The organism is Alteromonas sp. ABM1_013, from assembly GCF_056160505.1.
In genome coordinates this window covers 209109-226733 of record NZ_JBSWXH010000001.1, presented here as the reverse complement: position 1 = coordinate 226733, position 17625 = coordinate 209109, and the positions used below count along the sequence as shown (strand labels likewise).

The window sequence follows — 17625 nt, the reverse complement described above, 5'->3', positions numbered from 1 at the left end:
TGATGCATTTTTAATCGCAATAAAAAGCGGCTAACTAAAAACCGACTACACTATAAAAAAACAAAATAATAATTAGGTATTGCCAATGTGGTTACGAAAATTTAGCTTAATTCAACGACTGGGCATTATTGTTGCCCTAATTACTCTGCTGTTTGTATTGCTAACCGCTGTTGTCTTAAACAGGCACTATGAAGCTTTAAAGCAAAAGTCCTATGACGAAAACCAACACTTAGTTGAAGTAGTTCACACTATGCTCGCCAGCTTCGAAGCGCGTACCGACGTAGATGAGGCTACGGCTAAACAACAAGCGCTAGCAGCGGTAAAAGCGCTGCGATATGACGGCAGCAATTACTTTTGGATCCAAGACCAAACCCCTTCTATGGTTATGCATCCCATCAAGCCGGCGCTCGACGGTAAAGACCTAAAAACGTTTAAAGACGGAAACGGCAAAGCCTTCTTTATAGAAATGGCGCAGAAAGTCAAAGCGCAAGGTGACGGCTTTGTCGATTACGTGTGGCCCCTTCCCGGCGAAGAAACTCCTACTGACAAGATTTCTTATGTAAAAGAATTTAAACCATGGGGCTGGACTGTAGGTTCTGGGATCTACCTTACAAACCTTGAAGAAGAGTTCGCACACCTTCGCAATCTAATCTTGGTATTTTGCCTAGTGAGCATTGTATTGGTTGTACTGCTGGTCTATGTAATAGGTGGAAGCATTGTAAAACCAGTCCAAGAAGTGTCTGAACGGATGAAGGATATTTCTCAGGGAGAAGGCGACCTGACTCGCTCTCTTCCTGAAACTGGGCAAGACGAAGTTACTCGGTTAGCCCGCTACTTTAACGAGTATACCGATAAAATGCGTCAGTCTTTACTGGGTATTCGCGAAAATATTAGCTCTCTTACCCAGCAAGCTGAACTCGTAGAGTCATCCAGCCAAAATAGTAATGCACAAGCGCAGACACAAAACGAGAATATGCTCCAAGTTGCCGCAGCAATGGAAGAAATGACAACGCAGATTAACGATGTCAGCAGCAATGCGGATTCTGCCGAGAAGAGTACCAGTAGTGCCCGAGGGAACGTTCAAAACGGTGCAGCTGTAGTAGACAGTACGGTACAAGATATCCGTTCGCTAACCTCTGATATAGAAAGCGTAAGCAACGTAGTGACCGAACTAGCTGCGCAAACAGACAGTATCGGCGCTGTGCTTGACGTAATTCGAGGCATTGCGGAACAAACCAACTTACTCGCCCTAAATGCTGCGATTGAAGCTGCTCGGGCCGGTGAACAAGGAAGGGGCTTCGCCGTAGTAGCAGATGAAGTTCGCACCTTGGCAAGTCGAACTGGACAAAGTACCGATGAAATTCAAGCTATGATAGAAAAGCTACAGACTAATGCCAAAAGCGCAGTAGATGCGGTGAAAGTCAGTCAGGCTGCGTCAGCCACAACAGTAGACAACGCGATTCAAGCAAACCAAAACCTTCAGGAAGCTGACCGCCTAATGACGGAAATTGCGGATATGAGCAGTGAAATTGCCCGGGCTACTGAACAGCAAGCAGAAGCCGCCACTGAAGCGAATATGCGAATAAATGCATTATCGGGGGCTGCAGATAGTAGCTTGAAAACAGCAGATGAACTGGCAGCTGCAAGCCAAGCACTAAAAAGCAGTTGTCTGGCAATTATGGATATAGCTAACCGTTTTAAGCTGTAAACTTCTTAACGACCGCGGCCTAAAGAACCCGTGAAGCAATTCGCGCGTGTTCAGGCCGCTTACACCTTTCTTTATATCCTTCCTTGCTTTAACTCAAACTTTAAATGCGATTGTTTTCGATACTAATAACGAAACTTTGTAGCATTTAGACGCTCTTAAACCATCAGCGACAAGCTCTGCCTGTGGAACAAAATGCCTGAGTGCATTACACTCAGAATCACATTAAGTGGCCGAGTGCCGATTTCTTCTAGGTTATCGGCTGTGCTATCGCAATTTGGCAATGGCTTAAGCGCTTGTAACGTTAGACGCGTATCAAATCAAGGAGTTGAATATGAGTAGTGGTTCTAAGGGGAAGCCTATTTTAACATGGGTTGCCGGTTTTTTTGTGTTGTTATTCTTGGTGTACTTTTTGTTCGCCAACACCATTATAAAATCTATTCTTGAGTCAAAATTAGGTGAGTCATACGGCGCAGAAGTGAACATCGACGAGTTCGACCATTCTCTTTTCCCCACTACCGTTACGCTGAAAGGCATCGCGCTAACCAACCCAACCAAGCCATCTCACAACCAAGTTTTTGTGGGTGAAGCGAATGCGGACGTAGAGTTAAAGCCACTGCTTGATGATCAGGTTATTGTTAATAACCTAAACCTACTTAAAGTACAGTTTGATACTGAGCGTGAGTCTGAAGGTGAAGTGTATCGCGTCCCAGAACGCTCTCTATCGTTTGACGAAATTAAAGCAAAAGCCAAAGAGGCCGTACCTACGGTTGATGAGCTTCTTGCACGCAACCCGCTGAAAACCACAGCAGCCGTTGAAAAAGCAAAGGCTGCTTACGAAACCTATGGCAAAGGTTTGAAAGACGACTATGAATCTTTGCCTGATAAATCGCGCATTGAGTACTACAAAACACAGGTCGCTGAGCTAAAAGAAACGGATTACAAAGATCCTCAAGCGTTGGTTCAAGCCAAGTCAGCATTCGATAAACTGAAAGAAGAGATGCAGGCAGACCGCGCGCTTATCAGCAACTTCACTGAAAAGGCTAGCGATGCAAAACAAGCTTTAAGTGAAAGTGTTGAAGCACTAAAAAAAGCACCACAAGAAGATTACGCGTTACTAAAAGGGGTGATTGCAGGCGATCAAGCCGCCCTTTCTCAAGTGACTTATTTTGTATTTGGTGATAAAGCGGCGGAATATACTGAGTATTTAATGGCCGCAATGCAAATTGTTATGCCGCTTATTCAAGGTGAAGAAAAAAGTGAAGCGCCTACTGAAGTGCCGTCAATTTTAGTGAAAGAGGCTAATGTCTCTGTACTATTGCAAAATGAATCTATCACCAGCAAATGGAACAATATCACTAACGTTCACGAGGTATTTGGTAACCCAACCACCTTTACTATTGAAGCGGCTGGCGATTTACTAAAGTCGTTTACCTCTAGCGGTGAGTTTTGGATTGATGGTGAAGGTGTTGATGCTAGCCAAGTTTGGGAGCTAGCCGGCGTGAATATGACTGACATTTCTTTTAGCGGCAATGAAACGCTTAATGCCGTGCTCAAATCTGCGCTAATGAAAACAAACGGGTCGATGAAAGTCACAGATAACATGCTTACCGGTACCGGCGAAGTTGATCTACAGCAACTTGTCATGGAAGCAACGGGTACTAGCGATATTACCAGTGCTATCGCTCAGGCATTGCAAACACTAACCAGCTTGAACATGACTATGCTGCTTGATGGTACCCTTTCGGATCCTGGCTTTAATATCAAGTCTGACCTTGATAATAAGTTAGCTAAGGCGGCGCTTTCCCAGCTAACTGACAGCCAGAAAGACAAACTTGATGAATTAAACAATAAGCTCAATAGCATGATAAGTAGCGAGCAATCACTACTGTCTGGTGAGCTCGTTGACGTTAACAGTATGCTAAGCGCAGCCCAAGGCGACAGTGCAGCCCTTCAGGAACTACTTCAAGCTCAGCTTAACAACGTTGTTGAACAGCAAAAAAGCAAACTGTTTGACAAATTGAAGGGTAAATTTGGTCAGGGTGAATAATGCACCTTTGACTCGGCGCTTCTTCGCGGCATAATACAACACAGCAGAGGCACAGCGCCTCTGCTTTTTTTCCGCTTAACCATACTGTCAGGTGAATCTGTGTTACAAGGTAAATGGCTTCCCATCGTATTAATAGTACTTCTTGGTCTATTGCAATACAGGCTATGGTTTGGAAAAAATAGCATTCCCGATTACTTCAACCGAAAACAAGAAGTTCATACACAAGCCCTTCAAAACGCGAACCTTGCTCAACGCAATGCGTTACTTAAAGCTGATATCAGCGATTTAAAAATTGGTTTAGAAGCCATTGAAGAAAGAGCGCGAAATGAACTCGGTTTGATTAAAAAGGGAGAAACCTTTTACCGTATTTTGCCCGCAGATGCTAAGTGAATAAAATGACATCGCCCCGCGTTGTTGCGGTTATCCCCGCAGCCGGAGTTGGCAGCCGTATGAAAGCCGACCGCCCCAAACAGTACCTTACCTTGAACGGTAAAACCATTCTTGAACACACTATAGACGCCTTGTTAACCCACCCATTAGTTAACGAGGTTGTAGTGGCCATTAGCCCAGGCGACGCATATTTCGATACCTATGGACTGCGGGAAAAACCGATTCACGTGGTAGACGGTGGCAAGGAACGGGCAGACAGCGTACTCAATGGTATCATGTCTTTAGGAGAGCATGACTGGGCTTTGGTGCACGATGCAGCTCGCCCCTGTATTGAAAAGAGTGATATTTCGGCGCTTATCGCCTTAATAGACAATAAGTCGGTTGCCGGCGGTATTCTGGCAACGCCTGTTAGAGATACCATGAAGCGAGTTGCGCTTGATACCAATACCGATACCAGTATCATTTCTCACACCGAGGACAGAGACGGCCTATGGCACGCACTAACGCCACAGTTCTTTCCCGCAACACTTTTAAAGCAGGCCCTTCAGGACGGTTTAGCAAAAGGCGCAGCGATTACTGACGAGGCGTCGGCTATGGAACTTGCTGGCTACAAGGTAGCTATGGTTAATGGAAGCCCAGCAAATATAAAAATAACTCACCCAGCCGACCTTCCTTTGGCAGAATTCTATCTTAAGCAAAAATTTAGCGCGCAAGGCAACAACCTACAAAGCCATAGCGCACAAGATCAAAAGGCAAACTTATAATGCGAATAGGACACGGTTTCGATGTACACAAATTTGGCGGCGAAGGTCCCATCACCATAGGTGGCGTGCGCATCGACTACGAACAAGGCCTAGTGGCACATTCTGATGGCGACGTATTGCTTCACGCACTTTGCGATGCAATGCTAGGTGCAGCAGCACTTGGTGATATCGGCAATCATTTCCCGGATACAGACGATGCCTATGCAGGTGCAGACAGTCGCGTACTGTTACGTCACGTTGTGAATGTAGTAAAACAAAAAGGCTACAAGCTAAGTAATGCTGATATGACCATTGTGGCGCAAGCGCCTAAAATGGCACCGCATATTTCTGCTATGCGCGAGGTTATAGCCAAAGACTGTAATGTCGCGCTTGACGACATTAATGTAAAAGCTACGACGACGGAAAAACTCGGTTATACCGGCCGCAAAGAAGGCATTGCCTCTCACGCTGTCGTGCTATTGGAAAAACTATGAAGCCCTTAAACACTGATCACTGGCAGTACTATTTCACAAAGCCTGTATCTACTGGCATATTTAAATTCCAAGCCGACGACTTTCAAGTTGTTGAAGATTTAGGCTATACGCCCTGCGGTGAAGGTGAGCACCAGTTTGTGTTTATTGAAAAAACCAACACAAATACCGCATTTGTAGCGGAACAACTTGCGCGCTTCGTTAACTTGCCACTACGCCAAATTACATATGCTGGTCGTAAAGATAAATACGCAGTAACACAACAGTGGTTTGGCATACACGCCCCAGGCAAACCAGATTTCGATTTTAGCAATTTCGAACTGGAAGGCGTTAAAGTACTCAAACAAATGCGCCACAACAAAAAGCTGCGTACCGGTCAGCTTAAAGGCAACCACTTTACTATTACCTTGCGTCAGGTATTGCACCCAGAAGCTATTGAAGAGCGTTTGCAAGAAATAGCAGCACACGGGGTACCTAATTACTACGGCGAGCAACGCTTTGGGGTAATGCGCTTAAATGATATGGGTGAAGTGCAGCGTGGCGGAAACCTGGTAATGGCCGAACGCATGGTCAATGGCGAAACCATTAGGCATCGTAACAAACGCTCTATGGCGCTTTCAGCTCTGCGCAGCTGGCTGTTCAATGAAATGCTTTCTACGCGCCTTGAAAAAGGCACGTTTGATAAAGTAAACCATGGCGATGCACTGGTGCTTTCCGGGTCTAATAGCTTTTTCATCAACGAAGGTGCTGAAGGTTCAGAACAGCAACAAGATGCTCAACGTCGCTTTGCTGCCAAAGACGTGTGTCCTTCAGCGCCGCTTTGGGGTAAAGGTACACTTGTTACGCAAGCAGATTCCTTAGCTTTGGAACAGTCCGTTGCTGCGCAAAATAGCGAAGTTATCGATTTTCTAAGTCAATGCGGGTTCGAACAAGAGCGCCGAGCGATAAAAATTTGGCCTTCGCAGCTTGAATGGCAGAGTAAGGGTGATACATTTACTATCTCGTTTGCGCTTCCAAGCGGCTGCTTTGCAACCTCGGTCCTTAGAGAGTGCGTGGAGACCTTATCCCCCATTAACCGGGTTTAACAGTATTGATAAAAAAGTGTGGCGCGCAACAGATTTAACCTCGCGTAGCTGTGAATAAAAATAAAGGAAAGTACGCAACATCATGAGAGCTTCTAGAAAAGGAGACGCGTTAGCACAACTGCTTTATAACGAGGGAATACGTTCACAAGCAGTATTAAACGCCATTGCTGGTACGCCGCGGGAGAGCTTCTTGCCCGATGCGCTAAAACATAAGGCTTATCAAAATACGGCATTGCCTATAGGCCAAGGCCAGACAATTTCGCAGCCTTATATCGTTGCGAAAATGACAGAGCTATTGCTTGATAGCCCCAACAAACCTGAAAAAGTGCTGGAGATAGGTACAGGCTCAGGTTATCAAACGGCTATTCTTGCACAGCTTTTTGCGAAAGTTTTTAGTGTAGAACGTATTAAATCATTGCAGTTTCAAGCGAAGCGTCGAATGAATCAACTCGACCTTCACAATATTGCAATGAAACACGGCGATGGTTGGAAAGGCTGGGCGTCAAAAGGCCCATATGACGCCATTATTGTTACCGCTGCCGCTGCTAGCCTTCCGCAAGACTTGTGCGATCAGCTAAAAGAAGGTGGGCGACTTATAATTCCCGTGGGTAACGAACAACAATCGTTGCTGTGTATTGATAGGATTGAAGGGGAACTAAAAACGTCGACCATTGAATCGGTTCGATTTGTTCCTCTTGTAGCAGGAGAGCTAATGTGAAGCTTTTTGAGCCGTGTTATGACATGGCGTTACGCTGGGCGAGGCATCGCCACGCAACTAAATATTTAGGTGGGTTAAGCTTCTCAGAGTCAGTTTTCTTCCCCATTCCCCCTGACGTGATGCTTGCACCAATGGCCTTGTCGCAGCCTAATAAGGCATGGCAGTTTGCTCTAATTACAACCATTGCCTCTATTTTGGGTGGTATTGCTGGCTACTGGCTTGGTTACTTCGCGTTTGATGCTTGGCTAGCTCCGCTTATAGAAAGCTGGGGGTATACCCATAAAATTGAAACTGCAATGCAGTGGTTTAAAGATTATGGTGTATGGGTAGTCTTCTTAGCGGGTTTCTCACCCATTCCTTATAAGATCTTCACCGTTAGTGCCGGTTTTTTACAGATGGCTTTTCTTCCCTTTGTGCTTGCATCCGCCATTGGGCGCGGCGCGCGATTTTTCTTAGTTGCAGCTCTTATGCGCTGGGGAGGAGCCGCAATGGAGCAAAAGCTAAGACAGTACGTAGAAGTGCTTGGGTGGGCAGTTGTCATCCTTGCAGTAGTCGCCTATTTACTGCTGCGATGATATGCATAAGCCTCTTTTTTATATAGGTTTTTTGTTATATTTTTGTGTACTTATCGGGGGATGCGCAGGAAGAAGTGCTCCTGCCCCCGTTGTTTTATTAAATAGTCAAGTTTCAGATGGAAGCGAAGAGTACACAAAAAAAACCTATAAAGTACAACGAGGCGATACACTTTACGCAGTAGCTTGGTACACCGGAAACGACTATCGCGATTTAGCAAAATACAACCAGTTATCAGCCCCTTACACCATTTTTCCTGGTCAAATCTTAAAGGTTACACCACCCTCAAATGTAGCCGTAGCCCCCGTAAAACCTAAGGCGAAGACCAAACGGTCAACAACTCCGACCACCTCAAATGTAGACAAAAGTTTGGTTGACCGCCCATCGCCACCAGCGTATCGTGAAAGTGAAAAAGTTGTTAAGCCACAAAAAGTTACGACTGTCAAGAAGCCGTCACAAAGCGTCAAAGAACAAACGCCAACGAGCTTCCCAGGCAAAGTACAAAAGTGGGTTTGGCCTGCAGAAGGTAAGTTAGTTGGTACCTTCAGTAAGTCAGAGTCAGGCAACAAAGGAATTGATATCGCTGGTGCCAAAGGCAGTAAAGTCGTCGCAGCAGCAGATGGAAAAGTTGTTTACTCAGGGAGTGCCTTAAGAGGTTACGGTAAGTTAGTTATTATCAAACACACCGATACTTTCTTAAGTGCTTACGCCTATAACGACACTATTTTAGTTAAAGAACGAGAATGGGTGTCAGCGGGCCAGCAGATTGCAACCATGGGTGATAGCGGAACAAATTCGGTAAAACTTCACTTTGAAGTTAGGTATAGAGGGAAATCATTAGACCCGATGAAATACCTGCCAGTATTAAAATAATAAAAATAAATAACAATAAAAAAAGACAAAGGAGAAACGTCATAAGGTAAACCTTGTAGCAGGAGATTCATGATGGGTAAGTCAAATAAAGCCTTGGAATCAAAACCGCAAGATGACTTAGATGTCATCGATATGCCAGCTGATATGAAAGCAGACGAAACCTTAACAAACGACGCTGAACTAGAAAATGACGATGCCATTTTCAGTCAGGATGACCAACCTAAAAACCTAGATGCTACACAGCTTTATCTAGGCGAGATTGGTTTTTCACCACTGCTAACCGCAGAAGAAGAAGTTTATTTTGCGCGCCGCTCACTGAAAGGCTGCGAAGCCTCTCGCAAACGTATGATTGTTAGCAACCTTCGCCTTGTCGTAAAGATTGCTCGCCGTTATAACAACCGTGGATTAGCACTTCTCGATTTAATTGAAGAAGGTAACTTGGGTCTAATCCGTGCCGTAGAAAAGTTTGATCCTGAACGCGGATTCCGCTTTTCAACGTATGCAACCTGGTGGATTCGCCAAACTATCGAACGCGCTATTATGAATCAAACGCGTACTATTCGTTTGCCAATCCACGTAGTGAAAGAGCTAAACGTTTATCTACGTGCCTCTCGTGAACTTTCACAAAAGCTTGACCATGAGCCAACTGCAGAAGAAATTGCGGCGGCGCTTGATAAGCCAGTGGAAGATGTAACAAAGATGCTTCGTTTAAATGAACGCATTACCTCTGTCGATACACCTATTGGCGGAGAAAATGACAAAGCACTGCTTGATATTATTGCTGATGAGAAAGAGTTTAGCCCTGAAGAGAGCTTACAAGACTCTGATATCAAGAGTAATATCGTAACTTGGCTTGAAGAGCTAAATCCTAAGCAGCGCGAGGTACTCGCTCGCCGTTTTGGTCTTATGGGATATGAGCCTTCAACCCTTGAAGATGTAGGTGCAGAAATTGGCTTAACACGTGAGCGTGTTCGTCAAATTCAAGTAGAAGCACTTCGCCGTCTTCGCGATATGCTGGGTCATCAAGGTCTTTCATTAGAGAACTTGTTCGACCAAATGAAGTAGCTACTACTCATATTGCAGAGTAATGCTAAAATGCCAGTGTTGTGACGCTCTTAAACGAGCGTTTCAACACTGGCATTTTTTTATTTTAAATTCAAAGTAACCTAGCAAGCTTCTTCTCGTTCTGGCTATATTAGTTCCTTTCAAGCGTCACAAAAGTATAATCATGCGCATTCTTTTCATCGGCGCTATGTGTTTCTCGCGATACTTCAGTCCAACTTGCTGCTGCCTCATAATCTGGGAACTGGGTATCTCCCTCTACTGAAAGATCAATATACGTAAGGTACAGGGTATCCGCTCTATCTAAAAATGACTGGTAGATAGTACCGCCACCAATAATCATTACCTCGTCATTCTCTCCACTATCGTTACTTAGCGCTTTTGCGACCTCAAATGCTGATTCCGGCGAGTCGACCACGGTAGCGTCAGATAAGCTGTAGTCAGCATTAGTGGTAATGACGATATTTGGCCTACCAGGAAGTGCTTTGCCAATTGAATCGTAAGTTTTTCGCCCCATGATAACTGCCTTGCCTAAGGTGATAGCTTTAAAATGCTTCAAGTCAGCGGGTAAATGCCACGGCATATCATTGTCTGCACCGATAATTCTGTTTTTTGCCATAGCAGCAATCATCGCTATTTTCATTTTTTACACCTTCAGACTAAGTTCTAATTCTTCAAGGCAAAGTATATCAACATCAGATAGGAAATGCGCCAACACCTTAAAGCAAACAATAACAATTATCATTTGCATGCGTTGTAAAAGTAATTTAGTGTAGAGTTAGGAGGTAGCTACCATGCTTATAAATTATTTATGCCCTAAACATGCAGACTGGGTTTACAACAATCCAGAGCAAGCGCTACACGTAATGGCACGGGACGAAATGCAGGGCACTATGCTTATGCAAAGTGGTCAGTTAAGTGAAGCGATTCCCTATCTTGGTTGTGCATTTGATATCGCCGTCATACTTCTTGAAGTTGATGGTGGCGAAAACAGCGCTATGACGACTAAAATTATGAGTTTGACCAGTTTACTTGAAGATATTTATTTTCATTTGAGACTTAGCCATCACAGAAATGCCATAGTAGACAGAGCCCACACAGTAATAGAAGCTTCTAACAATATTGTAAACAACGAAATACCGCTGCGATTTGCGGTGTAGAAATGGTGTTCACCTTACAAAAAAGCTCGCACTTTGCTTTGGCAAATGTACGAGCTTAATGTTTTGTGAGTTGATTGCTAGTGACTGTTTAAATCACTAACTCACAGAATCTATCTTCGACCAGTGCTTCCGAATGGCTGTTAGTCAGCGACTGTTTCTCAACGACTGTTTCTCAGCGATTGTTTCTCAACGACGATACTCAACTTCCACGTCGTAATCGTCTTCGTCCCAGTCGTCGTCATCGAGATCGTCACCTAAACCATCTTCGAATTCATCGTGAGCCTCAAGCGTATTCTTGTGGTAAGTGTCCCACTTAAATTCCACTTCTTTCTTCTCTTCTTCCTCTTCTATTTCTGCTGGAAGAGTTTCAATGAAGTCCATAATGTCGTTACAGAGCGGATCTAAGTTCATCTTCTGGAACGCAGAGATTTGATAAACTGGGCCATCCCACTCTAACGCATCAATAACGTGCTGGCAGCGCTCTTCAGCTTCTTCTTCAAGCAGCAAATCAACTTTGTTAAATACTAACCAACGTGGCTTTTCAGCCAATTTAGGGCTGTATTTTTCAAGCTCTTCAATAATCGCTTTAGCATTTTCGGCAGGATCGGTTTCATCAACAGGGAAGATATCTACCACGTGAAGCAAGATACGGCAGCGCTCTAAGTGCTTTAAGAAGCGTATACCTAAACCTGCCCCATCGGCTGCACCTTCAATCAAACCAGGAATATCAGCGACAACGAAGCTACGCTGTGAGTCTTGGCGAACCACACCTAAGTTAGGCACTAGCGTAGTAAACGGGTAGTCAGCCACTTTAGGCTTAGCTGCCGATACAGAGCGGATAAAAGTTGATTTACCCGCGTTAGGCATACCGAGTAAGCCCACATCTGCTAGAAGCATAAGCTCTAGCTTAAGGTTGCGAATTTCACCAGGCGTACCATTAGTCTTTTGACGTGGGGCACGGTTAGTACTGCTTTTAAAGCGAGCATTACCTAAACCGTGAAAACCGCCTTGTGCCACTTTTAGTTTTTGACCATGACGAGTTAAGTCACCCAATACTTCACCAGTATCGCTATCAGTGGCGCGTGTACCCACGGGTACCATCACGGTAAGGTCTTGACCTTTCTTACCGATACAATTACTACCTTGACCGTTTTGACCGCGTTCAGCGCGATGAAAACGTTCGAAGCGATAATCGATCAATGTATTTAGGTTTTCATCGGCTTGTAAGTATACGCTGCCGCCGTCACCACCGTCGCCACCGTCTGGGCCACCTTTAGGTACGTATTTTTCCCTTCTAAAGCCAATGGTACCGTTGCCACCGTCACCGGCTTCAACGCGAATTTCAGCTTCATCTACAAATTTCATTTATCACTCCGGGCTGTAATGCCGTGGGTTGTTAACTTTTTAATGCGAATACTAAGTTTACACCAAATTACCCATGGGCGCTTTTGTGTCTGGTCAGCATTCTAAAAAACGAGAAGTAAAACCTTGCCTAGCGTTAATTCGTTCTAGAATTTACACGCTACAAATAAGAACAGTAAAAGAAAGAAAGGTTTCACAAAACAAAAAACCCCGCTTGCGCGGGGTTTTTCTAAGCCTGTTCGGCGAGAAGCTTTCGCGCTTACTCAGCTACGATGCTTACAAATTTACGGTTCTTCGGTCCTTTAACGTCGAACTGAACTTTACCGTCTTTTAGTGCAAACAACGTGTGGTCTTTACCGATACCCATGTTGTCACCAGCGTGGAAACGAGTACCACGTTGACGAACAATGATGTTACCAGCAAGAACAGATTCGCCACCAAAGCGCTTAACACCTAGGCGTTTACTCTCTGAATCACGACCGTTTTTGGTACTACCACCAGCTTTTTTGTGTGCCATGTGTTCGTGCTCCTATTATGCGTTGATACCAGTGATTTTCACTTCTGTGAACCACTGACGGTGACCCGCTTGCTTACGAGAGTGCTTACGACGACGGAACTTAACGATTTTTACTTTATCGCCACGACCGTGTGTAACAACCTCAGCAGTCACCTTACCACCAGCAACGATTGGTGTGCCGATTTTTACGTCGTCACCGTTGCTTACCATTAAAACTTTGTCAAATTCAACCGTTTCGCCTGGGGCTACTTCGATTTTTTCAAGACGAACGGTTTGGCCTTCGGCCACACGGTGTTGTTTACCGCCACTTTGGAAAACCGCGTACATAGTTAACTCCGCTCTGCGTCCACTGACGCTTCAATTCAAAAAACAGGGCGCGAATTGTACGTGAAACATCCGTAAATCACAAGCCCGATTCGCAGAAAAAATGATTATTTTTCCAACATGGGGCGAATTATGCCTCAATTGCTTATTTGATGCAGCTTCAAATGCTCAGAAACTATTAAAATTTCACAAATTATTTCGAGAAATCAGCAGAAAAGTAGGATCGCTAACTATGGAAACCTAGCCTATTTCCAAAAATTTTGGCGAAAAGTGCGAGCATAACTACAGCGAATTGATAAAGGCCGCTGGCGGTTGGACTTGAGCCGCTAGCGATCCGCGAAAGCAACTGGCGATCTGATTAAGCCATTAGCGGTCAAAGAAGCCATTAGCGATCTAGGAAAAATTTAACGATCCAATAGAGGCTATTTGCGATCGCCCAAACGAGATCCCGAATAGATCGGCACAATCGGTTAAAGGATAAAAGATTGTTTCTTACGAGATGAATTGTGTCCCTACTCGCTAGTAGGTCATAGTGCTACTTTTTGTAGTTTTACTTTCCGATTACCTATTGGATCGCAAGTTTAGATCGTTACGCTCCCCTTTTGCTTGATACAGGATCCATGAATTTACGTAAACGATCATCCGGTTTAATTGCTCGGCTAAATAGCTCGCTTAATTGCTCGTTTTAGTAACCAGTGGAGCGTATTGCTATTCAAACATAAAATGTTAAAAAATCGCCCTTTGGAAGGAAAAACAATTAAGAGTGCCTATAATTATAAGAAATTGTATACGGAAGTATTAATGGGCAAGGCTCAAGTAAGCGAATACTGTAAATTAGATACTATTGGAAAAACAATATTCCAAAGAATTGAGAAACTCTGATGAAAAATGCTTTTATGCAATTTCTAAAACGAGTTTAAGCGTAATTAAGAAATTACACGTAAATACGTTAAGCCGTCATTTTTTAAGACAATTTGGTGGATAGTACAAATGATTAAGGTACAATCGCCAGCAACCATTGCCCAAGACGTAAGAGTAAGTATTTATTGCCATGCCTATGGATATAGATCAAATCCGCGCCCTGTCTAATGATGATATGCAGGCGGTTAACCAGCTGATTCAACAACAAGTCGATTCTGATGTTGCGCTTATTAATCAGCTTGGCTTTTATATTGTAAACAGTGGCGGCAAACGCTTACGCCCCCTACTTACCGTGTTAAGTGCGCGGGCAATGGGCATAGGTAACAACGACCATCACACCCTTGCAGCCATTGTAGAATTCATTCATACCGCGACACTGTTGCACGACGATGTGGTTGACGAGTCGACCATGCGCAGAGGTCGGGAGACTGCGAATGCTATCTTTGGTAATCAGGCCTCGGTATTAGTAGGTGACTTTCTTTACACCCGCTCTTTCCAAATGATGGTAAGCCTAAAACGCATGCGCGTTATGGAAATATTGTCGGAAGCCACGAACCAAATAGCAGAAGGCGAAGTGTTGCAGTTGATGAATTGTAACGATGCCAGCACTACCGAAGCGCGCTACTTTGACGTTATCTACGGTAAAACGGCCCGTCTGTTTGAAGCAGCAACACAGTTAGCGGCTGTTTTAACTGACCAAAACGAGCATATTGAACATGCTATGCAAGAATATGGTAAGCACTTAGGCACAGCCTTTCAGCTTGCTGATGATATTCTTGACTACATGGCTGACAGCGAAGAAATGGGTAAAAATGCCGGTGATGACTTAGCTGAGGGTAAACCTACCCTGCCATTACTGTACGCTATGTGGCACGCAAAGAATGATGACGATAAAGCACTCATTCAAGAAGCCATTGAGCAAAGCAATGGCCTGCCACATTTAACCCGTATTCAAGGTATTATGGAAGAAACCGGCGCTTTGGACTACACACGAGAATGTGCCCAAAAAGAAGTGCAAATGGCCATTGATAGTCTAAATGCTGTAGAAGATTCTGAATACAAAGAAGCGCTTATTGCGCTGGCGCATATTTCAATTGAGCGTACGAGCTAACTAGCGATAAATAAACAATTGTCGATAAGTGATATGAGTAGGCGTGTTGTAAGCAACACGCCTTTTTTATTGGCGTTAACCAATTACTAAAACTAACTACTTATTGAAACGCTAACCTTCAAGCATAAAACCTACAAGCCCTACTAAGAAGCCAAGAATACCGCCTAGGGGTGGTAGCCAATGGTTTTCCATACGGATTTGCGGTGCTATATCCTGGAACACTGAATAAAGAATACCACCCGCAGCAAACAGCATAATCCCACTCATGACCACTGGGAACTGGGCTAAGTAGTAAAAGCCTAGCAAACTGAATAAGGGCCCGAGTAACGCCATCAGAACAAAGATAACAATAAGTTTATTGCTGCGCTGTTTGTTTTTGGGCAACATCTCTCTGTAGGCGTTAAACCCTTCAGGTAAATTTTGAACCGCAATCAATAGGCCTAATAGCATGGTACCTCCGCCTAAAGCTGCCGTGGTACCAAGGGCGATAGACTCTGGCACAAAGTCACTGAGCATAGCGGCTAACTGGCTGCCTGCGGTTTTCTTTTTCGCTAAATAAATATCAAGGGCCATAAAAGCTAAGGCGCCACCAATAAAACACAATATGGCAGCAAATACCGATACGTCTTTTATCCCTTCTGGCACAAGCACAAGACCTACCGCCGAAATAAGCGCCCCTGCCCCAAGTGCTAAAATGCCGTGACGTAACTCTTTTTCTAACCACTTAGGTTGAATACCTTGGTACGTCGCTAAAATAGCGCCCGCGGGCATGGCAAGGCCAGCTACCGTTGCCATTACCAATAAACCTACAATATCGCCTTGTGACATAAAGACTCCTTTCTCGCTTTTGTCAGTACATGTTTATTTATTAATTACTTCACACAGCACCATTGGTTTACAAGTAATTCCAATCCGCATAGATAATTGCCCATTCAGAAGGCGCTCGCAAGCTTCATAGCGAAGCGTGGGAATGCAGGAATGGCTGTTCCGTTTCAGATTGCCAGAATAATTTAAATTTCAGAGCCTTTTTCTAAACGCGTAACAAAAAAGAGCAGCCTAAGGCTGCTCTTTGCATTCATGATGATGGGTTGTGTTAGCTATTAGCTATGCTCAAAAAAGCCCGATTAATTTAAATCTAAATCTCGAGTCATATTCTCGTTCTTATCGCGATGCACAATAATATTGTCTTCAATACGAATACCGCCAAACGGCTTGTATGCATCAATTGTATCCCAGTTAATGTATTTAGACGCAGGCGTCGCTTTTAGGTCTCGAAGCAAGCTTTCGATGAAGTACAAGCCAGGTTCAATAGTGAAAACCTGACGGGCTTCAACCATACGCGTACAGCGCAAGAATGGATGATCGTCAGGAGCAGGCTTAGGCGTACCGCGATCGTCGTTTACAAGTCCACCTACGTCGTGCACCTGAAGGCCTAAGAAGTGACCAATGCCGTGTGGGAAGAACGTGCGCGTAATCCCCATTTCTACGATTTCTGGCGGCGTTAAATTCACCATGCCGGTATCGTGAAGAATTTGTGCAATGCCGTCATGGGCTAGCAAGTGAATGTCTGTGTAAGCTACGCCAGGTTTCAACGAATCAACCAAGGTCAGCGTTACCTTATCTACCGCCTGAATAAGGTCGCGGAACATTGCTGAGTTCTGAACACCGTCTTGAGCATAAGTACGCGTAATATCTGCCGCATAGCCATGATAATTCGCACCTGCATCAATCAGAAAAGAACGTGATTCTTTTGGCGCTACTGTATCGCACTGCATATAGTGAAGAATTGAAGCATGCTCGTTAAGTGCCACAATACTGGTGTAAGGCACATCGTTATCGCCTTGTCGGCTTGCCGTTGCATAAGCAAGGTTAATATCAAACTCGCTTTTTCCTTCACGGAAGGCTTGCTCAGCGGCCTTATGACCTGCTACCGCTAACTTGTTAGCTTCGCGCATACAATCTAGCTCGTAATCGGTTTTATAAGCACGTTGATAGTGCAAATAATGTAACACGCGGTCTGGGTTTACGTTATCAAAGCCCAGCGCTTTTGCCACTTCAATATATTCGCCTACATAAGCCAAACGGCTTTTGTCATAAGGCAGGAATTTCTCTACTGCATCGGCCTGTTGAAGCAATTTAATGTCGAAGCTGTCAGTCCAGAAATCATTTGGCTCTGGCGGCACCTTATGCCAGAAGTCTTCGGGACGATAGAAAATAAGCGTAGGCTTGTCTACACCGTTCACCACCAGCCAACAGTTAGGGTTATCAATAACTGGCACCCATGCTTTGAACTGCGGGTTTACCTTGAATGGGTAGTGATTATCGTCTAAGAAAAGGCGCTTGCCCTGCCCCGAGTGAATCACTAGCCCGTCAAGTCCTTCTCGCTGTAATGCTTCGCGAGTACGAGCTTGAAGCTCTTCGATATGCTGTTGGTAGGTTGCTTTATGTTGCGACATAGCCCCTCTTATCTTTTTAGTCGTTAGATGGAACACATTAGCCACTAGTGTATCACGAGGCCAACATGACGTGCATGCTGACCC

General features: G+C 44.5%; 18 protein-coding genes. 12 read left to right on the top strand and 6 right to left on the bottom strand.

What is annotated here, in order from left to right; genetic code table 11:
- The first annotated feature begins 85 nt into the window (after nucleotides 1–85).
- From ACXAGK_RS01040 to rpoS, 10 genes are all read left to right on the top strand, one after another.
- Entirely contained in the window at nucleotides 86–1708 is a 1623-nt protein-coding gene (locus ACXAGK_RS01040; protein WP_474853506.1) for a methyl-accepting chemotaxis protein, read from the top strand.
- Nucleotides 1709–2039: 331 nt separating this feature from the next.
- The gene (locus ACXAGK_RS01035) at nucleotides 2040–3755 is read left to right on the top strand and encodes a TIGR03545 family protein (RefSeq protein ID WP_474853505.1); all 1716 of its coding nucleotides are present in this window, start codon (nucleotides 2040–2042) and stop codon (nucleotides 3753–3755) included.
- Between the two features lie 99 nt (nucleotides 3756–3854).
- On the top strand, nucleotides 3855–4145 hold the full coding sequence (ftsB, locus tag ACXAGK_RS01030; RefSeq protein ID WP_179982290.1) for a cell division protein FtsB: 291 nt from the start codon (nucleotides 3855–3857) through the stop codon (nucleotides 4143–4145).
- Nucleotides 4146–4150: 5 nt separating this feature from the next.
- Nucleotides 4151–4909, top strand: coding sequence for a 2-C-methyl-D-erythritol 4-phosphate cytidylyltransferase (gene ispD / locus ACXAGK_RS01025; RefSeq protein WP_474808872.1), 759 nt, complete (start codon nucleotides 4151–4153; stop codon nucleotides 4907–4909).
- Nucleotides 4909–5382 carry a 2-C-methyl-D-erythritol 2,4-cyclodiphosphate synthase gene (ispF, locus tag ACXAGK_RS01020; protein WP_474853503.1) on the top strand — a complete coding sequence of 158 codons (474 nt, stop codon included), beginning with the start codon at nucleotides 4909–4911 and terminating at the stop codon, nucleotides 5380–5382. The genes ispD and ispF overlap by 1 nt, the downstream gene beginning before the upstream one ends.
- Nucleotides 5379–6464 carry a tRNA pseudouridine(13) synthase TruD gene (gene truD / locus ACXAGK_RS01015; protein ID WP_474808876.1) on the top strand — a complete coding sequence of 362 codons (1086 nt, stop codon included), beginning with the start codon at nucleotides 5379–5381 and terminating at the stop codon, nucleotides 6462–6464. Before ispF ends, truD begins: the two co-directional genes overlap by 4 nt.
- 82 nt (nucleotides 6465–6546) lie before the next feature.
- The gene (locus ACXAGK_RS01010; RefSeq protein WP_014948160.1) at nucleotides 6547–7182 is read left to right on the top strand and encodes a protein-L-isoaspartate(D-aspartate) O-methyltransferase; all 636 of its coding nucleotides are present in this window, start codon (nucleotides 6547–6549) and stop codon (nucleotides 7180–7182) included.
- Nucleotides 7179–7757, top strand: coding sequence for a YqaA family protein (locus tag ACXAGK_RS01005; RefSeq protein WP_474808878.1), 579 nt, complete (start codon nucleotides 7179–7181; stop codon nucleotides 7755–7757). Before ACXAGK_RS01010 ends, ACXAGK_RS01005 begins: the two co-directional genes overlap by 4 nt.
- Nucleotide 7758: 1 nt before the next feature.
- Nucleotides 7759–8628, top strand: a complete 870-nt coding sequence (locus tag ACXAGK_RS01000) for a peptidoglycan DD-metalloendopeptidase family protein (protein WP_474808880.1) — start codon at nucleotides 7759–7761, stop codon at nucleotides 8626–8628.
- 72 nt (nucleotides 8629–8700) lie between these two features.
- Complete coding sequence (gene rpoS / locus ACXAGK_RS00995; protein ID WP_118490355.1) at nucleotides 8701–9693, top strand: RNA polymerase sigma factor RpoS; 993 nt, start codon at nucleotides 8701–8703, stop codon at nucleotides 9691–9693.
- Nucleotides 9694–9823: 130 nt separating this feature from the next.
- Here rpoS and folA read toward each other — a convergent pair whose 3' ends face one another.
- Nucleotides 9824–10321, bottom strand: a complete 498-nt coding sequence (gene folA / locus ACXAGK_RS00990; protein WP_474854454.1) for a type 3 dihydrofolate reductase — start codon at nucleotides 10319–10321, stop codon at nucleotides 9824–9826.
- Between the two features lie 163 nt (nucleotides 10322–10484).
- Here folA and ACXAGK_RS00985 point away from each other — a divergent pair, with 163 nt between their 5' ends.
- Nucleotides 10485–10850 (top strand): hypothetical protein, encoded by a 366-nt coding sequence (locus tag ACXAGK_RS00985; protein ID WP_474853500.1) that lies wholly within the window; start codon nucleotides 10485–10487, stop codon nucleotides 10848–10850.
- A 186-nt stretch (nucleotides 10851–11036) separates the two neighbouring features.
- Here ACXAGK_RS00985 and cgtA read toward each other — a convergent pair whose 3' ends face one another.
- From cgtA to rplU, 3 genes are all read right to left on the bottom strand, one after another.
- Nucleotides 11037–12215 (bottom strand): Obg family GTPase CgtA, encoded by a 1179-nt coding sequence (gene cgtA, locus ACXAGK_RS00980; RefSeq protein ID WP_474853498.1) that lies wholly within the window; start codon nucleotides 12213–12215, stop codon nucleotides 11037–11039.
- Between the two features lie 256 nt (nucleotides 12216–12471).
- Nucleotides 12472–12729 carry a 50S ribosomal protein L27 gene (rpmA, locus tag ACXAGK_RS00975; RefSeq protein ID WP_012517170.1) on the bottom strand — a complete coding sequence of 86 codons (258 nt, stop codon included), beginning with the start codon at nucleotides 12727–12729 and terminating at the stop codon, nucleotides 12472–12474.
- A 15-nt stretch (nucleotides 12730–12744) separates the two neighbouring features.
- Complete coding sequence (gene rplU / locus ACXAGK_RS00970) at nucleotides 12745–13056, bottom strand: 50S ribosomal protein L21 (protein ID WP_012517169.1); 312 nt, start codon at nucleotides 13054–13056, stop codon at nucleotides 12745–12747.
- Nucleotides 13057–14110: 1054 nt separating this feature from the next.
- On the opposite strand from rplU, the gene ispB reads away from it, so the two are divergent.
- Nucleotides 14111–15085: an octaprenyl diphosphate synthase gene (ispB, locus tag ACXAGK_RS00965; protein WP_179982283.1), complete on the top strand. Its 975-nt coding sequence runs from the start codon at nucleotides 14111–14113 to the stop codon at nucleotides 15083–15085.
- Nucleotides 15086–15196: 111 nt separating this feature from the next.
- On the opposite strand, the gene ACXAGK_RS00960 is transcribed toward ispB, so the two are convergent.
- Both ACXAGK_RS00960 and pepQ read right to left on the bottom strand, forming a co-directional pair.
- Nucleotides 15197–15913, bottom strand: a complete 717-nt coding sequence (locus tag ACXAGK_RS00960) for a ZIP family metal transporter (protein ID WP_269917156.1) — start codon at nucleotides 15911–15913, stop codon at nucleotides 15197–15199.
- 296 nt (nucleotides 15914–16209) lie between these two features.
- Nucleotides 16210–17541 carry a Xaa-Pro dipeptidase gene (gene pepQ / locus ACXAGK_RS00955; RefSeq protein WP_474853495.1) on the bottom strand — a complete coding sequence of 444 codons (1332 nt, stop codon included), beginning with the start codon at nucleotides 17539–17541 and terminating at the stop codon, nucleotides 16210–16212.
- Nucleotides 17542–17625: the final 84 nt, after the last annotated feature.

Bases quoted from the DNA above. Each gene is read 5' to 3' on its own strand.
- ACXAGK_RS01040 (WP_474853506.1), top strand. From the start codon at position 86: ATGTGGTTACGAAAATTTAGCTTAATTCAACGACTGGGCATTATTGTT.
- ACXAGK_RS01035 (WP_474853505.1), top strand. From the start codon at position 2,040: ATGAGTAGTGGTTCTAAGGGGAAGCCTATTTTAACATGGGTTGCCGGT.
- ispD (WP_474808872.1), top strand. From the start codon at position 4,151: ATGACATCGCCCCGCGTTGTTGCGGTTATCCCCGCAGCCGGAGTTGGC.
- ispF (WP_474853503.1), top strand. From the start codon at position 4,909: ATGCGAATAGGACACGGTTTCGATGTACACAAATTTGGCGGCGAAGGT.
- truD (WP_474808876.1), top strand. From the start codon at position 5,379: ATGAAGCCCTTAAACACTGATCACTGGCAGTACTATTTCACAAAGCCT.
- ACXAGK_RS01010 (WP_014948160.1), top strand. From the start codon at position 6,547: ATGAGAGCTTCTAGAAAAGGAGACGCGTTAGCACAACTGCTTTATAAC.
- ACXAGK_RS01000 (WP_474808880.1), top strand. From the start codon at position 7,759: ATGCATAAGCCTCTTTTTTATATAGGTTTTTTGTTATATTTTTGTGTA.
- rpoS (WP_118490355.1), top strand. From the start codon at position 8,701: ATGGGTAAGTCAAATAAAGCCTTGGAATCAAAACCGCAAGATGACTTA.
- folA (WP_474854454.1), bottom strand. From the start codon at position 10,321: ATGATTGCTGCTATGGCAAAAAACAGAATTATCGGTGCAGACAATGAT.
- ACXAGK_RS00985 (WP_474853500.1), top strand. From the start codon at position 10,485: ATGCTTATAAATTATTTATGCCCTAAACATGCAGACTGGGTTTACAAC.
- cgtA (WP_474853498.1), bottom strand. From the start codon at position 12,215: ATGAAATTTGTAGATGAAGCTGAAATTCGCGTTGAAGCCGGTGACGGT.
- rpmA (WP_012517170.1), bottom strand. From the start codon at position 12,729: ATGGCACACAAAAAAGCTGGTGGTAGTACCAAAAACGGTCGTGATTCA.
- rplU (WP_012517169.1), bottom strand. From the start codon at position 13,056: ATGTACGCGGTTTTCCAAAGTGGCGGTAAACAACACCGTGTGGCCGAA.
- ispB (WP_179982283.1), top strand. From the start codon at position 14,111: ATGGATATAGATCAAATCCGCGCCCTGTCTAATGATGATATGCAGGCG.
- ACXAGK_RS00960 (WP_269917156.1), bottom strand. From the start codon at position 15,913: ATGTCACAAGGCGATATTGTAGGTTTATTGGTAATGGCAACGGTAGCT.
- pepQ (WP_474853495.1), bottom strand. From the start codon at position 17,541: ATGTCGCAACATAAAGCAACCTACCAACAGCATATCGAAGAGCTTCAA.